We start from the raw sequence: 16,715 nt of genomic DNA on the forward strand, positions 1-16,715 counted from the left end.
GTAGACTGGCCCGCCCAGTGCGCCCCTGTCGAGGCGCACGGAGAGACAACGGGAGCGTTTGAATGTTGAAGTGGGCCTTGCTGCTGATCGCAGCCACGGTGTGCAGCAGTGTGCAGGCACAACCCAGCGCCTCGCTGGTCGCGCCCCGTGTGGCCGCGTTGCAGGACAGGATGGTCGCCTGGCGGCGCGACATCCACCAGCACCCTGAACTCTCCGGCCAGGAGGTGCGCACCGCACGCTTGGTGGCCGATCACCTGCGCCAGCTCGGCCTCACGGTGAAGACCGGCGTGGGCGGCCACGGCGTCGTGGGCGTGCTCAAGGGCGGACGCCCCGGCAAGGTGGTGGCGCTGCGTGCCGACATGGATGCCTTGCCGGTGCTCGAAACCACCGGCCTGCCCTTCGCCTCGAAGGCCCTCGGCCGCTACCGCGGGCAGGACACGCCGGTGATGCACGCCTGCGGCCACGACGGCCATGTGGCGATGCTGATGGCGGTGGCCGAAGTGCTCACCTCGCTGCGGGCCGAGCTGCCCGGCACGGTGAAGTTCATCTTCCAGCCGGCCGAGGAAGGCGTGGCGACCGAAGACGCCGGCAAGCAGACTTTGTGGGGCGCGCGCGCGATGGTCGCCGACGGTGTGCTCAACAACCCGAAGGTCGATGCCGTGTTCGGCCTGCACATTTCACCCAACCTCGCGGCCGGCCAGCTGGGCTACCGCAGCGGCCCGATGATGGCCGGCGCCGACACGGTGCACATCACCATCACCGGCGAGCAGACGCACGGCGCCGCGCCGTGGACGGGCACCGACCCGATCGTCGTCGCGGCCCAGGTCATCACCGGCCTGCAGACCATCGTGAGCCGCCAGCTCAACATCAACCATGAGCCGGTGGTGCTGACCATCGCGTCCATCCACGGCGGCCACCGCGAGAACATCATTCCCGACAAGGTGGAGATGCTGGGCACGCTGCGCACCTTCGACGAAGAGATGCGCACCGAGGCCAAGCAGCGCATCACGACCACCGCCGAGAAGATCGCCGAAGCGAGCGGCGCGAAAGCCGAGGTGCGCTTCGGCTCCAACGCCTACAGCGTGACCATCAACGACGACCCGCTGATGCAGGCCATGCTGCCGACGCTGCAGCGTGCGAGCGGTGGCAAGGCGGTGCCGATCCCGAAGATCAGCGCCTCGGAAGATTTCTCCGAGTACCAGAAGCTCGTGCCGGGCGTGTTCTACTTCCTCGGCGCGCCGCCCAAGGGCAAGACGCCGATGGACGCGGCGACCAACCACTCGCCCAACTTCGACTTCGACGAAGACGCGATGCCGCTCGGAGCGTTGTCGCTCACGATGCTGGCGCTGGACTACCTCGCCTCGTCACGCTGAGCCTGCGCGCTGAAGCTTCAAGAGGCTCGCACCGACGGCCTCGGCCACCTCGATGCCGTCGACACCGGCCGACATGATCCCGCCTGCATACCCCGCACCTTCGCCGGCCGGGTACAGGCCCTTGACGTTGAGGCTCTGGTAGTCGCGGCCGCGCGTGATGCGCAAGGGCGATGAGGTGCGTGTCTCCACGCCGGTCAACACCGCATCGGGCATCGAGAAGCCTTTGATCTGGCGCTCGAAGGCGGGCAAGGCCTCGCGGATCGCATGGATGGCGTAGTCGGGCAGGCTCTCATTGCCCGGGGCGCCGAGGTCGGTGAGGTGCACACCCGGCTTATAGGACGGCTCGACACGGCCCAACACCTTGGAGGCCTGGCCTTTGATGAAGTCGCCCACCAACTGGCCGGGCGCGCCATAGGCGCGGTCGCCGAGCGTGAACGCGCGCGATTCGAGCTGGCGCTGGAAGGCGATGCCGTCGAGGGGGTTGACCGGCCCATCGCCCGGGTCTTGCCGGTAGTCCTGCGGCGAGATGCCGACCACGATGCCGGCGTTCGCGTTGCGCTCGTTGCGCGAATACTGGCTCATGCCGTTGGTCACCACACGCTCGGGCTCGGACGTCGCGGCCACGACGGTGCCCCCCGGGCACATGCAGAAGCTGTAGACCGAGCGGCCATTCTTCGCGTGGTGCACGAGCTTGTAGTCGGCCGCGCCGAGGATGGGGTTGCCCGCGTTGGGCCCGAAGCGGGCCTTGTCGATCAGGCTTTGCGGGTGCTCGATGCGAAAGCCCACCGAGAAGGGCTTGGCTTCCATGTAGACGCCGCGCTGCTGCAGCATCGCGAAGGTGTCGCGTGCGCTGTGGCCGAGGGCGAGCACCACGTGCTCGCTGTCGATCTGCTCGCCCGAAGCCAGCGTGACACCGCGCACCTGCCCGCCGTCGATGTGCAGGTCGATCACCCGTTGCTGGAAACGGATCTCGCCGCCGAGGGCCTCGATGTCGGCGCGGATCTTCTCGACCATGCTGACCAGGCGGAAGGTGCCGATGTGAGGCTTGCTGACGAAGAGGATCTCTTCCGGCGCACCGGCCTTCACGAACTCGGTGAGCACCTTGCGCGTGAGGTGGCGCGGGTCGCTGATCTGGCTGTAGAGCTTGCCGTCGGAGAAGGTGCCGGCACCGCCCTCGCCGAACTGCACATTCGACTCGGGGTTCAACTCACGCCGGCGCCACAGGCCCCAGGTGTCCTGCGTGCGCTGGCGCACCTCCTTGCCACGCTCGAGCACGATGGGGCGCAGACCCATCTGCGCGAGGATCAGCGCGGCGAAGATCCCGCAGGGGCCGAAGCCGATGACGAGCGGGCGCTTCTCGCCCCCTTCGTGAACATGCGCGGCAAAGTCGGCCGGCGCATGGCCGAGGAACTTGTAGCGCGTGTCGGGCGTGGGGCGGATGTGCGGATCGCCCTGGAAACGCGCCAACACCGCGGCCTCATCGGCCAGCGCGCAGTCGAGCGTGTAGATGAGCTGGATCGCACTCTTCTTGCGCGCGTCGTAGCTGCGCTTGAAGACCGTGAACGACTGCAGGGCCGCGTCCGCGATCCCCAGGCGTTGCACGACGGCCGGGCGCAGCGCCTCTTCGGGGTGGTCCAAGGGCAGTCGCAGTTCGGTGATACGGAGCATCCGGCGATTGTCCCGCAGGCAAAAAGAAAGCCGCCCGGAGGCGGCTTCTTCATGCTGGTGAGCGCAGCTCAGTGGCCGGCGCCCACAGCACCGCGGGCGGACTGGCCGGCGCGGGTCGCGGCGATGGCTTCCTTGCGGACCTCATCACGGCTGCGGGTCGAGGCGACCGGCGTGGCGCCGACGTCGACTTCGTTCAGGCGCTGCAGCGTGCCGTCCTGGCGGGCCTGCAGCACTTCGGCGCGGCGGTCGGCGCGCGTCACGGTGCTGGCGGCCGGGGCCTTCTGGAACAGGCCGGCGACGTCGGCTTCGGCAGGCACCAGGTTCTCGCCATTGGCGCGCGCCTTGATCACCTCGGCGCGCACGGCGGCGCGGGTGACGGTGCTGGGCTGCGAGGCACCGAAGTGCTGCAGGTCGAGTTCGGTGCTCTGGGCGAAGGCGGTGGAGCCGACGGCGGCGAGCGCGAGGGCGATGACGTGCTTGCGGTTCATGGTGATTTCTCCTGTGTTCGGTTCAATGCGGTTCGATGTGGTCGAGGTGGCGGCTCAGTAGCCGGCGCCGATACGACCCTTGTCCTGGTAGGTGTCGACGCGGGCCTGGGCACGCGCTTCGGCACGCACGGCCTCGCGGCTCAGGCCGGAATTGGCGGGGGCCTTCCAGGCCGCGACTTCAGGCGGCGTCACCAGGTCGGCACCGGCCAGTTCGGCCTTGACCTGGGCGCGGGTCACGCGGGTGGCGAACGGGCTCTGGGCAGCGGCCGGCACGGCAGCGGCGATCACTTCGCCGGGGATGGCCAGTTCACCCTTGGCCTGGGCCGACAGCACCTCGGCGCGCACGGCGGCACGGCTCACGGTCGAGGCCTGGTTCTGGCCGAAGTACTGCAGATCGATCTCGCTGCTTTGCGCGAAAGCGGCAGAAGAGCCGAGGAGGGCGATGGCGGCGGCGGTGAGGGCTTGCTTGCGGTTCATGATGATTCCTTCAGTTGATTGACAGAGGTTTTGACGTTTCGGGCATGGCGGGCTAGGGTTCCCCGTCTTGTCCTGCCTCGGTGAGTCGTGTTAGTCAAATCGGCTCATCGATGGAGCGAACTGTAGACATTGCCAAACCATCAATAAATGGCCTATCCTCAAACGGCGCATTGCTAAAAACGAAACGATTGGGATGTAAGCGATGGACAGACTCCACTCCATGCGGGTGTTTTCCCGGGTGATCGAAGAAGGCAGCTTTGCCGGCGCGGCGCGCCAGCTGAACCTGTCGGCCGCGGTGGTGACCCGCCTGGTGGCCGATTTGGAAGAGCACCTGGGCGCCCGCCTCATCAACCGCACCACGCGCCGACTGGCGCTCACCGACATCGGCGAGCTGTACCTCGAGCGGGTGCGGCAGATCCTCACCGAGGTGGAAGAGGCAGAGGCGCTGGCGAGCGCGGCCACCTCCGAGCCGCGCGGCCACCTGCGGGTGCTGGCGCCGCCCGCGTTCGCGGTGCACCAGATCGCCAAGCACCTGCCGCGCTTTCGCGAGCAGTACCCGAAGGTGACGCTGGAGTTGGCCGCACCCGGCCCGGTGGAGACGGTCGACGAGAACTACGACGTGAGCATCATCCAGGTCGGCCGGCAGCCGCTGGATGGCGATTTCGTGGCGCGTCTGCTGGCGCGGTCCGAGGTCATCACCTGCGCCTCACCCGACTACCTCGATCGCCGAGGGCGCCCCGAACACCCGAACGAGTTGCACCACCACGAGGCGATGCTGCCGAGCTTCGCCCGCGAGATCACCTTTCACCGCGGCCCGTGGGGCGACGACGAGCCGGCGGGCGAATCGGTGACGCTGGTGCCGGCGCGGCCGGCGCTGTCGACCACCCACAGCGACACGATGTACGCCGCGGCGCTGGCCAGCATGGGGATCTCGGGGCTGCCGTCCTACGTGGTCGAAGATGCCCTGCTCGAACACGCGCTCGAACGCGTGCTGCCCGAATGGCGCGTGCTGACGCTGCGTCTCTACGCCGCGATGCCGACGCGCAAGTACGTGCCGGCGCGCACCCGCGCGTTCATCGATTTCCTGGTGCAGACCTTCGGCGGGCGCGAGCACGACCCGTGGCTGCAGGCGGCCGGCTGCGAGACCTGCCCGCAGCAGGTGGCGATGCCGGAGCAGCGCAGCCTGCTGCAGTGACCGCGCGTCAGTAGAAGGCGTCGCTGCGGGCGGTGCCCATCAAGGGTTCGAGCAGGTGCGCGAGCGGCCCGAGGCCGTTGTAGCGCACCGCCACCTTGTGGGCGTAGCGGAAAAAGCGCGGCAGGTCCTTGCTGTAGTTCGGCTTGCCGTCGCGGTGCTTCAGGCGGCAGAAGATGCCGAGCACCTTGAGGTGGCGTTGCAGGCCCATCCATTCGAGCTGGCGCCAGAAGTCGCCGAAATCCTCGGGCACGGGCAACGAGGCTTTCTTCGCCTGCTGCCAGTAGCGCACCGCCCAGTCGATCTCCTGCTCTTCTTCCCATGAGATGAAGGCGTCGCGCAGCAGGCTGGCCATGTCGTAGCTGATGGGCCCGCGCACCGCGTCCTGGAAGTCGAGGATGCCGGGGTTGCCGGCCTCGGGCGTGCAGATCATCAGGTTGCGCGGCATGTAGTCGCGGTGCACGGCGACCGTGGGTTGCGCGAGCGCGCTGGCCACCAGCAGGTCGCACACCTTCTGCCAGCGGGACTGCTGCTCGGCCGTCCAGGTGACGCCATATTCCTGGGCCACGCACCAGTCGGGAAAGAGCTGCAGCTCGCGGCGCAGCAGTGCGTCGTCATACGGCGGCAGGCCGCGCGCATCGGCGCGGCTTTGCCACTGCACGAGGGCGACGGTCGCGTCGCGCATCAGCGAGGCGGCGCCGCTCAGGTCGCCGGTGGCCTGCGCCTGTTGCAGGGCTTGCAGGTAGAGCTGCGAGCCGAGGTCGCTCAGCAGCAGGAAGCCATGCTCGGCGTCTTGCTCGAGCACGCGCGGCGCATTGAGGCCGGCCGATTCGAACATCGAGGCAATGGCGATGAAGGGGCGCACGTCTTCCTGCGGCGGCGGCGCGTCCATCACGATGAAGGAGCGGCCTGCGCCATCGACGCGGAAATAGCGCCGGAAGCTCGCATCGGCACTCGCGGCGCGCAGGCTCTGCGGGTCGAAGCCGTGGCGCTGGGCGGCGGTCGCGAGCCAGCGGTCGAAGCGCTCGCGGCGGTCGTCGTCGGGCCACGCGATGGCGGCGGTAGTGGAGGTGGTGACCATAGGGGGAAGCAGGCGGCGGGCTAGGGGAATTGAGGGCTGGATGCCTTCATCCCTCGTCGATAATCGATTCTACAAATCGACCCTTGCGGGTGGCCTCGATGCCGCCAGGGGCAGGCCGCAGCGCTTGACCCGCCCCCACGCACGATCTCCTCGCTCTCCTCGCCTCGTCCATTGCACCACCTCCCTCGACATCGCCACCACGCCATCGCCGCTGCGGCCTGCCTGGCTGTCGGTGCCTGGCCTTCGGCATGGGCCCAGACCGCGCCCGCTGCGGCGGAGAAGGCGCCGGTCATCGTCGAAGCCCAGGAGGTTCGTGCGCGGCCCGACCTCGACGCCGTGGCCGAAGGCGATGCCAAGCTGCGCCAGGGCCCGCTCGAGATCCGCGCCGACCGGCTCAGCTACGACCAGGCCACCGACACCGCCCGCGCCTTCGGCAACGTGCGCATCTCGCGCGACGGCAACGTCTACAGCGGGCCCGAGTTGCAACTGAAGCTGGGCACCTACGAGGGGTATTTCGTCAACCCCACCTATTTCTTCTCGCGCACGCAGGCCGGGGGCAGCGCCTCGCGCCTGGACTTCATGGGCAAGGATGTGGCGCTGGCCACCGATGGCAACTACACCAGCTGCCCACGCGACGGCAGCGGCGAGCCGGCCTGGCTGCTGCAGACACGCCGCGTGCGCATGGACCTGGCCAACAACGAAGGCATTGCCGAAGGCGCGGTGCTGCGCTTCTACGGCGTGCCCATCCTGGCTGCCCCGGTGCTGAGCTTCCCGCTCACCGACGCGCGCAAGTCGGGCTGGTTGCCGCCCACCACCAGCGTCGACAACAAGAGCGGCTTGCAGCTCTCGGTGCCCTACTACTGGAACATCGCACCCAACCGCGACGCCACGCTCACGCCGACGGTGTTTGCCAAACGCGGCGTCGCGCTCGGCACCCAGTTCCGCTACCTGGAGCGAAGCGACGAAGGGTCCCTGACCTTCTTCACGCTGCCCAACGACCGCCTGACCGGCCACAGCCGCGACTCGCTCGGCTACCTGCACGAGGGCAACTTCCTCGGCAACGGCTTCTACAAGGCTGACGTGACCCGCGTCTCCGACAACGAGTACTGGAAGGACTTCCCCGGCGACTACCCGAGCCTGCTGCCGCGGCTGCTGACGGGGGATGCGCAGGTGCAGGCGCCGGTGTTCGGAAACTGGAAGACCTACGCGCGGGTGTTGCGCTGGCAGATCCTGCAGGACAAGGTCAACCCCATCGAAGCGCCGTACGACCGCTATCCGCAGGTGGGGCTGCGCGGCACGCAACGGCTGCCGGGCGGTTTCGAGTTCGGCATGGAAACGGAATTCAACCGCTTCACGAACCCGAATGACATCACATCGGACGATCGCATCAAGACCGACCGCATTCCCGGCGACCGCTGGCACACGGTGGGCTCGCTGAGCTTGCCGCTGGTCACGCCAAGCTGGTCGTTGGTGCCCAAGTTCTCGTTCAACGCCGCGTCCTACCACCTCGACAAGCCGCTCACCCAAGGTGAGTTCAACGGACGGCGGCAGTTCAGCCGCACCATCCCGACCTTCAGCCTCGACAGCGCCTGGGTGCTCGAGCGCGATGCCACCTGGTTCGGGCGCGACATGCACCAGACCCTGGAGCCCCGCCTCTACTACGTGAAGACACCGTACCGCGACCAGAAAGGCCTGCCCAAGTTCGATACCGCCGCGCGCGACTTCAATTTCGATTCGATCTACAGCGACAACGGGTTCTCGGGCGTCGACCGCGTGTCCGACTACCACCAGGTGACCGCCGGCGTGACCACCCGCATGCTCGATGCGCAGACCGGCGCCGAAGCGCTTCGGGTCGGCATCGCACAGCGCTTCCTGCTCTCGGACCAGCGGGTCACGACCGATCTCGATGAAACGAAGGTCAACACGCAGAGCGTCTCCGACCTGCTGCTGATGGGCTCGACCAGCTTCTGGCCGCAGTGGACCCTTGACGCCGGCGTGCAGTACAGCCCCGAGTTTTCGCGCACCACACGCTCGCTGTTGAGCGCACGCTACTCGCCCGGGCCCTATCGCACGCTCTACACCGCCTACCGCTTCAAGCGCGATGAAAGTGAACAGGCTGAACTCGGCTGGCAGTGGCCAGTCTATGGTCAGGTCCGATCCGGCAAGCGCAGCACGGAGGGCCAGCAGCAGTGCTCTGGCGCCTGGTACAGCGTGGGCCGCGTCAACTACAGCCTGCGCGAGCGCCGTGTGACCGACTCGGTGCTCGGCTTCGAATACGACGCCGGCTGCTGGATCGGGCGCGTGGTGGCCAAGCGGGTATCCACCAGCCGCCAGGATGCGACGACACAACTCGGCTTCGAAATCGAGTTCGTCGGCCTGTCGCGCCTGGGCACCAACCCGCTGAAGGTCTTGAAGGACAATATCCCCGGCTACCGCCTGCTGCGCGACGACGCGCCCACCGAGGCCTCCTCGCCGACCGCACCCTGAATCCCCCATGACCACGATCCGCCACTGGCCCTTCATCGCCCTGCTGTCGCTCACGCTCGCAGCCGGGATGCCCGCCCACGCCCAGCGCAGCGCCCCGCGCACGGCCGACTACATCGTCGCCATCGTCAACCAGGAGCTGGTCACCGCCGCCGAGCTGCAGCAACGCCTCGCGCAGGTGCGCGAGAACGCGCGCCGCAGCAACACCCCGCTGCCGCCGGATGACGAGCTGAAGCAGGAAGTGTTGAACGCGCTGATCGACGAGCGGGTGATCATCACGAATGCCCGCGACAGCGGCATGCGCCTCGACGACGCCGAGGTCGAGCGTGCGATGACCAACGTGGCCGCGCAGAACCAGCTCACCCCGCAACAGCTGCGCGAGCGTCTGCGCCGTGAGGGCATCGACTACGCACGCTTTCGCAAGAACATCCGCGACCAGCTGCTGGTCGAGCGCACGCGCGAGCGCGAGGTGCAGCAGCGCATCCGCATCAGTGACTCCGACATTGACGCCTGGCTCGACAAGCAACGCGCCGCGGCCGGCAGCTCGACCGAATACAACCTGGCGCAGGTGCTGGTGGTCGTGCCCGAGAACGCGCCTGCCAAGGTGGTCGAAGAGCGCCGCGCGCGCGCCGAAGCCGCGCTCGAGCGTCTGCGCAAGGGGGAAGCCTTCGATGCGGTGGCTCGCGAGATCTCGGAAGACACCAACCGCGCAAAAGGCGGCGAGATCGGCCCACGCCCGGCGAGCCAGCTGCCCGACATCTTCGTTGACGCGGTGCGCACGCTGAAGGCGGGCGAGTTCACGCCCACGCTGCTGCGCAGCTCGGCAGGCTTCCATGTGCTCAAGGTGCTGTCGCGCACCGAAACTGGCGCCTTCACCGTCACGCAGACGCGCGCGCGCCACGTGCTGCTGCGGCCCTCGGCCCAGCTGAGCCAGGAAGCCGCCATTCGCCGCCTGCAAGAGTTCAAGCGACAGATCGCGGCCGGCACGCGCACGTTTGAGCAGATCGCACGCGACAACTCCGAAGACGGCAGTGCGGCCCAGGGCGGCGACCTCGGCTGGGTCTCGCCCGGCAACTTTGTGCCCGAGTTCGAAGAGGCGATGAACGCGCTGCCGATCAGTGGGCTGTCCGACCCGGTGATCTCGCGCTTCGGCGTGCACCTGATCCAGGTGATGGAGCGCCGCAAGGTCACGCTCGATGCGAAGCAGCAGCGGGAACAAGCCCGCAGTGCGCTGCGCGAGCAGAAGTTCGAGGAAGCCTACACAGAGTGGGTGCGCGACCTGCGTGCGCGGGCGTATGTCGAGCTGCGCGAGCCGCCGCAATAACCGGCACGAGCGCGTTTGAAGCACATCCCCCGCAAGAGATTCGGCCAGCATTTTCTTGCCGATCTGTCGGTGATCGACAGCATCGTCGATGCCATCGACCCGCAGCCTGGCGAAGCCTTGGTGGAGATCGGGCCCGGCCTCGGCGCGATGACCGACCCGCTGGTCGCGCGCAGCAAGCACCTGACCGTCGTCGAACTGGACCGTGACCTCGCGGCCCGGCTGCGCAAGCGTGCGGAGCTCACCGTGGTCGAGTCCGATGTGCTGAAGGTCGACTTCACGGCGTTGGCCCAGCAGGCTGGTCAGAAACTGCGTGTCGTCGGCAATCTGCCCTACAACATCTCCACACCCATCCTCTTCCACCTGCTCGAATCGGTGGAGCACGTGCTCGACCAGCACTTCATGCTGCAGAAGGAAGTGGTCGACCGCATGGCGGCCGCGCCAGGCAGCAAGGACTTCGGCCGCCTGTCGGTGATGCTGCAATGGCGCTACGCCATCGAATCGGTGCTCGATGTGCCGCCCGAAGCCTTCGACCCGCCCCCGCGCGTGGATTCGGCGGTGGTGCGCATGGTGCCCTTGCCGAGCCCTGACGGACTGGACGCCGCCCTGCTGGGTGAACTGGTGACCGTGGCCTTCTCGCAGCGCCGCAAGCTGCTGCGCCACACCCTCGGGCGCTGGCTCACGGAGCGTGGCTTTGGGGGCTACTTCGACACGCAGCGTCGGGCCGAGGAAGTCCCGGTGGCGGAGTACCTGGCCCTCGCACACGCCCTGAGCCGCAAATGAAAAGAGCGGCCGAAGCCGCTCTTTCGTGGAACACGCTGCGCTTGTCAGCTCACGCGGCCGTCAGCCACATCGAGGTGTCGAAGGCGCTGCTCATCATCGGCATGTTCATGCCGAAGCTGGCGTTCGCGGCGTTCTTGGCTGCCACCTTGGTGGGCTTTTCTGCTGCAGTGCTCGGGGCCGTTTCATTCGCCCGCTCCCATGACCCTTGTTCTTGGGAGCGGGCTACTGAAAAGAATAGAAGCACCTGAACGGTATCTTCCGCTCGGCCCAGAAATCGGCCGCGTCGCGGAAGACATCGAGCAACTGCTCGCGCGCCTCGCGGTCGAATCGCGGGTTGTCGGGCAACTGCTCGAGCACCACCACGAAGCCCGGTTGCGCACCCGACTTGTGGACGAGGTCCGTCATGCAGTCGTAGAGGGCGTCGAGGTTCTTGCCGAAATGCGCCGGGAAGAGGAACGACTCGGCAATGGCTTCCATGACGTCCTGCTTGGTCTGGGCCGAAGTCAGGTTGGCGTAGAGGAAATGCTGGCCCGCGCCTTGTGCGGCGTCCTGCAGTTCATCCACGCGGTAGGCGCGTATCGACTGGACAATGTTTGGACGGACTGTCTGCAACAGCATGGTCACGTTCCTCCTTTGGGTTCAAAACAAAAACCTGTGACGCTCACTTCACGATGCGACGAAAGCTCGCGTAGTGGTCGTCCGTGTAAAAGCAGGCATCGGGAGCGGTGGGCTGATGGCCCCCACACACAATGCGGCGCGCGCCACGGTCGCGCGACCCGGGTGTCTTGACGGTGTATTCGCGGTAGTAGCCGCGAGCCTGGACCGGCAGCAGTCGCTCGCGATTGCCGAAGCGACTGCCGTCTTTTTCATATGGGAAGGGTCCGCCGACGCGGATGAGGCGCTCGGTCTCCTGGGCTTCGTTTGGCAAGCTGGCCAGCGGAACCGTCTGGATCAGTGCTGCGGGCGGCTTGCCGACGGCGCCATTGCCAAACACTGCGGCACTTGCCAGAACCACCATCGCCAGAAAGTTGGCAAGTGCCGACTTTCGAAGGGACGGCCACCCAAGCTGCCGACCAAAGAGAACCACGGGTTATCCCTGAAATATGAAACCAAGATGGTACCGAATCAGGGCGAAAAGCTCAAGCCGCTGCCTCAATTTGAGGCAATAGCATAGCTTTGTATGCAAGCACGAACTTTCTTCTCGCGCGTTGAGCTGCCAGTCTCCAACGGCGAGCTGACACTGTTCAGCTGCCGTTTTCCCGGAGATGACGCCCCCGTCACATTGACCGGCCGCCCGGCACGGCCTTGCAGGCACTTTCAGCGCAGGCTGTTGGCGTCGGCGACGGTCAGCGCCGTCATGTTGACGATACGCCGCACGGTGGCGGAAGGCGTGAGGATGTGCACCGGCTTGGCCGCGCCCAGCAACACCGGGCCGATCGCGATGCCGCCACCGGCCGCCGTCTTGAGGAGGTTGTAGGCGATGTTGGCCGCATCGATGTTGGGCAGCACCAGGAGGTTGGCCTCGCCGGTCAGCGTGGAGTCGGGCATCAGCTGCTGGCGGTAGGCGGCATCGAGCGCGGCATCGCCGTGCATCTCGCCGTCGACTTCCAGCCAGGGCGCTTCCTCGCGGATCAACGCCAGCGCCTCGCGCATCTTGATCGCCGAGGGCTGGTTGCTCGAGCCGAAATTGCTGTGCGACAGCAGCGCCGCCTTGGGCAGCAGGCCGAAGCGCTTCATCTCCTCGGCCGCCATGATGGTGATCTCGGCCAACTGCTCAGCCGTCGGGTCGTAGTTGACGTGGGTGTCGACCAGCATCACCTGCCGGTTGGGCAGGATCAGCCCGTTCATGCACGCATACGTCTTCGCGCCCTTGCGCAGGCCGATCACCTGGTTGATGTAGTGCAGGTGCAAAGCGGTGGTGGCCCAGGTGCCGCAGAGCAGGCCGTCGACCTCGCCCTTGTGCAGCAGCATGGAGCCGATCAGCGTCAGGCGGCGCCGCATCTCGATCTTGGCGTACTGCTGCGTCACACCCTTGCGAGCGTTCATGCGGTAGTAGGTCTGCCAGTAGTCGCGGTAGCGGTCGTCCTGCTCGACGTTGACGACGTCGTAGTCGCGCCCCGCCTGCAGGCGGAGGCCGAACTTCTCGCAGCGCTGGGCGATGATGGCCGGCCGGCCGATCAGCGTGGGGCGCGCGAGGTTCTCGTCGACCACCACCTGCACCGCGCGCAGGATGCGCTCTTCCTCACCCTCGGCATAGGCCACGCGCTTGTGCTTGGAGGCCTTGGCGATGGTGAAGATCGGCTTCATCGTCGTGCCCGAGGCGTAGACGAAGTTCTGCAGCTTGTCGCGGTAGGCGTCGAGGTCCTTGATGGGCCGTGTCGCCACGCCGGACTCGGCCGCTGCCTTCGCCACCGCGGGCGCGATTTTCATCATCAGCCGCGGGTCGAAGGGCTTGGGGATCAGGTAGTCGCTGCCAAAGCTCAGGGTCACGCCGGCATAGGCCGCCGCCACGATGTCACTCTGCTCGGCCTGTGCCAGCTCGGCAATCGCGTGCACCGCTGCGATCTCCATCTCCACCGTGATGGTGGTCGCCCCGCAGTCGAGCGCGCCGCGGAAGATGTAGGGGAAGCACAGGACGTTGTTAACCTGGTTCGGGTAGTCGGTGCGGCCGGTCGCGATGATCGCGTCGCTGCGCACTTCCTTCACCTCTTCCGGCAGGATTTCCGGCGTCGGATTGGCGAGCGCCAGGATCACCGGCTGCTTCGCCATCTTGGCGACCATGTCCTTCTTCAGCACGCCGCCTGCCGAGAGGCCGAGGAACACGTCGGCGCCCTCCATCACCTCGGCCAGCGTGCGCAGCGTGGTCTTCTGTGCGAAGACAATCTTGTCCTCGTCCATCAGCTCCGTGCGGCCTTCATAGACCACACCGGCGAGGTCGGTGACCCAGATGTTCTCGCGCGGCAGGCCGAGCTTCACGAGCAGGCTCAGGCAGGCGAGCGCCGCCGCGCCCGCGCCCGACGACACGAGCTTGATCTCCGAGAGCTTCTTGCCCGTCACGCGCATCGCGTTCAGCACCGCCGCGCCGACCACGATGGCCGTGCCGTGCTGGTCGTCGTGGAACACGGGAATGTTCATGCGGCTGCGCAGCGCGCGCTCCACATAGAAGCAGTCGGGCGCCTTGATGTCTTCGAGGTTGATGCCGCCGAAGGTGGGCTCAAGTGCCGCGATGATGTCGATCAGCTTGTCGAGGTTCTTCTCGTTGACCTCGATGTCGAACACATCGATGCCGGCGAACTTCTTGAAGAGCACGCCCTTGCCTTCCATCACCGGCTTGGCGGCCAGCGGGCCGATGTCGCCCAGGCCCAGCACCGCGGTGCCGTTGGTGATGACCGCGACGAGGTTGCCTCGCGAGGTGTAGCGGAACGCGTTCGCCGGGTCGGCCACGATCTCTTCGCAGGCCGCCGCCACGCCGGGCGAGTAGGCGAGCGCCAGGTCGCGCTGGTTGACCAGCTGCTTGGTCGCGGCGATGGCCACCTTGCCGGGGGTGGGGAACTCGTGGTACTCGAGTGCAGCGCGGCGCAGCTCGGCACGCTTTTCTTCTGAAGAGCTCATGGCCATCTCTCTGTTTGCAGTCGCGTGCGCCAGGGGGGCGCGAACGGTGGGCAGCGATTGTAGGAGCGCCCCGTGCGGCGTCGTGCGCGTAATTGCGTATCGCCGCGGCAGCGCCGTCCGCAATACTGCGGCCGTTGCAGCCATGTACAACTCCACGTTCACCCTCCCCGCCGTTTCGGCCCGCCCGCGGCGCTGGCGCCGGGCGCTGCTGTGGGGGGCGCTGGTGGGGCTGCTGCTGGTCGCGCAGTCGCTGCTCGTGTGGCTCACGCTCGATTACGAGAACAACCGCGCGCAGGAGCAGGTCGACGCCGCCGCCGCCACCGCCATCGGCGACCTGCGCCACGCGCTCAGCAGCGACCTGCAGGACCTGCAGGCCCTCACCTGGAACAACCCGCCGCTGCTGCAATGGCGGGCCGACGCCGGCGACGTGCTGCGCGTGCGCCGCGAGCTGATGCGCATCGAACGCCGCGACGCGGCGATGCGCATCGAGTCGGTGGTGAGTTCGCCTTACCAGACGGCCCTCTTCACGCAGATCCCGCGCGACCGCATGGACTTCGAAGCCCAGCTCGCCTGCGCGAATGCGCAGCGCCAGGCAGGCCCGTCGTACTCTCGCAGCTACTTCGTGCCGCTGCCGGGCGGCATGGGCCTCGAAGTGGTCGACGTGTGCCTGCCCTCGCAGGCCGCAGGCGAGATCACCGGCTACCTCGTCGGCACCTTCTCGCTCACCACGCTGTTGAGTGACGTGGTCAGCACCGACGTCACGCGCAAGCACGAGCTGTCGTTCGTGGAAGGCGACGGCACCCGGCTCGCCCGCGCCGGCCTGCCGCGCGGCACCGGCGTCTTCCGCAGCGACCGTGTGCTCGACCTGCCCGGCCTCACCCTGCAACTGCGGCTCGACAGCGGCAAAGGCCGCGCCCGCCTCATCCCCAACCTCACCATTGCCCTGGTGCTGAGCCTCTCGCTCGCCCTCGGCGGGGTGGTGCTGCTCCTGGCACGCGACGTGCGCCGCCGCGCCGAGGCCGAAACCGCGCTCGCCGAAGCCCTTGCGGTGCGCAAGGCGATGGAGGACTCGCTCATCACCGGCCTGCGTGCTCGTGACCTGCAAGGCCGCATCACCTACGTGAACCCCGCCTTCTGCAACATGGTCGGCTTCACGGCGCAAGAGCTGATCGGCCAGGCCACGCCGCCCTACTGGCCGCCCGAACACGTGCAGGAGTACACCGCGCGACAGCAGGTGCGCCTGACCGGCAGCACGCCGCCCCCGGCGGAAGGCCACGAGACCGTCTTCATGCGCAAGAACGGCGAGCGTTTCGCCGTGATGATCTTCGAGGCGCCGCTGGTCGACGGTCAGGGCCACCACACCGGCTGGATGAGCACCGCACTCGACGTGAGCGCCCAGCGCCGCGTGGAAGAGATCTCGCGCCAGCAGCAAGAGCGCCTGCAGGCCACCGCGCGCCTGGCCACCGTCGGCGAGATGGCCTCGCTGCTGAGCCACGAGCTCAACCAGCCGCTCGCCGCCATCGCGAGCTACGCCACCGGCTCGCTCAACCTGATGAACGACGAGCAGCAGGCCGCCAGCCCGGAAACGCAATCGCTGCTGCGCCAGGCCGCCCAGCGCATCGCCGAGCAGGCCGAGCGTGCCGGCCGCGTCATCAAGAGCGTGCACGACTTCGTGCGCCGCCGCGAGCAGGCGCGCGAGGTGCTTCGGGTCGACGACCTGATCGAATCGGTGATGCCGCTCGTGCGGCTGCAGGCCCGCAAGAGCGGCGCACGCATCGAGGTCGACCTGCCCACGCCGCTGCCGCGCGTGGAATGCGACCGCACCATGCTCGAACAGGTGCTGCTCAACCTCACCCGCAACGGCATCCAGGCGATGGAGACCACCACGCCCCTGCCCAAGCGCGAGCTGCTGATCCGCGTGCGGCACACGCACGAGCGCTGGGTCACCTTCAGCGTCATCGACCACGGCCGCGGCGTCGCGCCCGACGTGGCCCAGCGCCTCTTCACCCCCTTCTTCACCACGCGCGCCGAAGGCATGGGCCTGGGCCTGAGCCTGTGCCGCACGGTGATCGAGCAACACGGGGGCGTGCTCGACTTCCAGAACCTGCCCGCCCCGGCCGACAGCCCCCACCGCGCCGGAGGCGCAGAATTCCGTTTCACACTGCCGGCCGCGCCCACGGGCCATGCCGCATCGAAGGCCAGCATCACCGAACGAGCCTCCTGAAAGCGAACCCCC

The 16,715-nt window shown here is 67.5% G+C and carries 13 protein-coding genes; 6 read left to right on the forward strand and 7 right to left on the reverse strand.

What is annotated here, in order from left to right:
• Window positions 1-62: 62 nt before the first annotated feature.
• On the forward strand, window positions 63-1,373 hold the full coding sequence (locus RXV79_RS24380; RefSeq protein WP_316700692.1) for an amidohydrolase: 1,311 nt from the start codon (window positions 63-65) through the stop codon (window positions 1,371-1,373).
• Here RXV79_RS24380 and RXV79_RS24385 read toward each other — a convergent pair.
• The 3 genes from RXV79_RS24385 to RXV79_RS24395 form a co-directional block, all read right to left on the reverse strand.
• Window positions 1,365-3,041, reverse strand: coding sequence for an NAD(P)/FAD-dependent oxidoreductase (locus RXV79_RS24385; protein ID WP_316700693.1), 1,677 nt, complete (start codon window positions 3,039-3,041; stop codon window positions 1,365-1,367). The two genes, RXV79_RS24380 and RXV79_RS24385, sit on opposite strands and share 9 nt — an antisense overlap.
• Window positions 3,042-3,109: 68 nt before the next feature.
• A complete protein-coding gene (locus RXV79_RS24390; protein WP_316700696.1) occupies window positions 3,110-3,529 on the reverse strand; it encodes a DUF4148 domain-containing protein in 420 nt (139 codons plus the stop codon).
• Between the two features lie 54 nt (window positions 3,530-3,583).
• Window positions 3,584-4,006 carry a DUF4148 domain-containing protein gene (locus RXV79_RS24395; RefSeq protein WP_316700698.1) on the reverse strand — a complete coding sequence of 141 codons (423 nt, stop codon included), beginning with the start codon at window positions 4,004-4,006 and terminating at the stop codon, window positions 3,584-3,586.
• Between the two features lie 220 nt (window positions 4,007-4,226).
• On the opposite strand from RXV79_RS24395, the gene RXV79_RS24400 reads away from it, so the two are divergent.
• Window positions 4,227-5,201, forward strand: coding sequence for a LysR family transcriptional regulator (locus RXV79_RS24400; RefSeq protein ID WP_316700699.1), 975 nt, complete (start codon window positions 4,227-4,229; stop codon window positions 5,199-5,201).
• A 7-nt stretch (window positions 5,202-5,208) separates the two neighbouring features.
• On the opposite strand, the gene RXV79_RS24405 is transcribed toward RXV79_RS24400, so the two are convergent.
• Entirely contained in the window at window positions 5,209-6,279 is a 1,071-nt protein-coding gene (locus tag RXV79_RS24405) for an aminoglycoside phosphotransferase family protein (RefSeq protein ID WP_316700700.1), read from the reverse strand.
• A gap of 171 nt (window positions 6,280-6,450) precedes the next feature.
• On the opposite strand from RXV79_RS24405, the gene RXV79_RS24410 reads away from it, so the two are divergent.
• The 3 genes from RXV79_RS24410 to rsmA are packed head-to-tail and all read left to right on the forward strand — an operon-like array spanning window position 6,451 to window position 10,867.
• Window positions 6,451-8,766 carry an LPS-assembly protein LptD gene (locus RXV79_RS24410; protein ID WP_316700701.1) on the forward strand — a complete coding sequence of 772 codons (2,316 nt, stop codon included), beginning with the start codon at window positions 6,451-6,453 and terminating at the stop codon, window positions 8,764-8,766.
• A 7-nt stretch (window positions 8,767-8,773) separates the two neighbouring features.
• Complete coding sequence (locus RXV79_RS24415; protein WP_316700702.1) at window positions 8,774-10,087, forward strand: peptidylprolyl isomerase; 1,314 nt, start codon at window positions 8,774-8,776, stop codon at window positions 10,085-10,087.
• Window positions 10,088-10,102: 15 nt separating this feature from the next.
• Window positions 10,103-10,867 carry a 16S rRNA (adenine(1518)-N(6)/adenine(1519)-N(6))-dimethyltransferase RsmA gene (gene rsmA, locus RXV79_RS24420; RefSeq protein ID WP_316700703.1) on the forward strand — a complete coding sequence of 255 codons (765 nt, stop codon included), beginning with the start codon at window positions 10,103-10,105 and terminating at the stop codon, window positions 10,865-10,867.
• Window positions 10,868-11,089: 222 nt separating this feature from the next.
• Here rsmA and RXV79_RS24425 read toward each other — a convergent pair whose 3' ends face one another.
• The 3 genes from RXV79_RS24425 to RXV79_RS24435 all read right to left on the reverse strand — a co-directional run bounded on the left by RXV79_RS24425 (window position 11,090) and on the right by RXV79_RS24435 (window position 14,479).
• Window positions 11,090-11,485 (reverse strand): barstar family protein, encoded by a 396-nt coding sequence (locus RXV79_RS24425; RefSeq protein WP_296729897.1) that lies wholly within the window; start codon window positions 11,483-11,485, stop codon window positions 11,090-11,092.
• A 43-nt stretch (window positions 11,486-11,528) separates the two neighbouring features.
• Window positions 11,529-11,885 (reverse strand): guanyl-specific ribonuclease, encoded by a 357-nt coding sequence (locus RXV79_RS24430; protein ID WP_316700704.1) that lies wholly within the window; start codon window positions 11,883-11,885, stop codon window positions 11,529-11,531.
• A 299-nt stretch (window positions 11,886-12,184) separates the two neighbouring features.
• On the reverse strand, window positions 12,185-14,479 hold the full coding sequence (locus tag RXV79_RS24435) for an NADP-dependent malic enzyme (RefSeq protein ID WP_316700706.1): 2,295 nt from the start codon (window positions 14,477-14,479) through the stop codon (window positions 12,185-12,187).
• Between the two features lie 142 nt (window positions 14,480-14,621).
• On the opposite strand from RXV79_RS24435, the gene RXV79_RS24440 reads away from it, so the two are divergent.
• Entirely contained in the window at window positions 14,622-16,703 is a 2,082-nt protein-coding gene (locus RXV79_RS24440; protein ID WP_316700708.1) for a two-component system sensor histidine kinase NtrB, read from the forward strand.
• The last annotated feature ends 12 nt before the right edge of the window (window positions 16,704-16,715 follow it).

The organism is Piscinibacter gummiphilus, from assembly GCF_032681285.1.
GTDB classification, from domain to species: Bacteria; Pseudomonadota; Gammaproteobacteria; order Burkholderiales; family Burkholderiaceae_C; genus Rhizobacter; species Rhizobacter gummiphilus_A.